At 63.0% G+C, this 1203-nt stretch carries 2 pseudogenes; both read right to left on the reverse strand.

Annotated features, from left to right (window positions below):
* A pseudogene (locus R5H23_RS17175) lies at positions 1–775 on the reverse strand (hypothetical protein); the annotation flags it as partial.
* 72 nt (positions 776–847) lie between these two features.
* Positions 848–1203 (reverse strand): annotated as a pseudogene (locus R5H23_RS17180) (DotG/IcmE/VirB10 family protein); the annotation flags it as partial.

The raw sequence follows: 1203 nt of genomic DNA on the forward strand, positions 1-1203 counted from the left end.
CCGCCACATGATCATCCAGCGCTTTCAGCTGTTTGGCCATTTCCAGCTCGAGGGCTGCGTCTGGTGAAGGAGATGCGGGGGATGCGAATGAGGGCGCGGGGGCCGCAGCCGGAGCGGCAGACACAGCCGACTGCGCCTGAGGCGCGGAGACCGCCTGGCTCGTTGGCATCGCGGAGGCGTTTGGCGCTCCATCTGCTACGGCGGGCGGCACGGGAATGACTGGAGCCGCTTTGATCTCAGCCGGCTTTGTGGTGGCTGGGGGATCAACCGGGGCTGCCATGCCCTCGCCGCCGAACGGGTCGTCGTTCTGAGCGACAGAGGGTTGCTGGATCCGCTTTTCCGGGACATCAGGCGTGCCAAGCGCTGGTGGTGCCAACGTAAAGGCCGACTTTTGAGCCGATGGGACCGCTGGTGCATCTGGTGTGGTGGTGATCGATGCGCGTGGTCTGTCATTTACAAACGGGATCGGGACGCCAAAATGTGCACCGACCGCCACAGCACCGCCAAGCAGACCTCCAACCCCAAGCACCGCCAGAGCAGTACCGACCAAAAGTCGGCTTCGTGGCGCGCGGGGAGCACGGCCTTCCATGCCATTCTGCGCCTTCAGAGGCTTGCGGCGGCTCTGTCTCGTTTCCTCTGGCGCATCTGGCCGGTTGCCTGACAACTCGGCCTCCTGTGACAACTGGCCGTCCTCGGCCTGTTTGCCGGGCCGGTCTGTGGAGCGCTTCTGCGGTCGCAGCATCTCCACGACCTCCCCTGTATCCTCACGGCGCATTGCGTTTCCTCGCATGCTGATGGTCCCTCCTGTGTCGTGCTTGCAGGATGCCAAAGGCCATTGTGAGTGCAGTCAGGGGGCGTCCACCGGCTCCGCGAAAATCACTCCGATAGGATCATCCTTATGAAGAAGAACCGTCGGGCTCTGCGGGGTTTGCTTTTGCAGGATCTGGCCCATCTCCTGTCCAGCGCGTCCGGCAGCAACACCAAGCTGTTGGGGCAGGGTCAGATGCGTGAACGAACTCACGCCCAGCCCGCTGGTCACACTGTTTGTGTTCGAACTCTGCATCGCGTTGCCGAGGCCTTCGACAAAAGCCGCAGCGGCCGGAAGAAAGATACGCGTTGGGAGATGCTCGTGAACTTCCGAGGCCAGGCCGGTTTCCATGGTGTCGGGTGCGACGGCATAGGCTGAAACCGGCAGAGGATCGC

The organism is Gluconobacter sp. GP1, from assembly GCF_032913585.1.
GTDB lineage: Bacteria > Pseudomonadota > Alphaproteobacteria > Acetobacterales > Acetobacteraceae > Gluconobacter > Gluconobacter cerinus.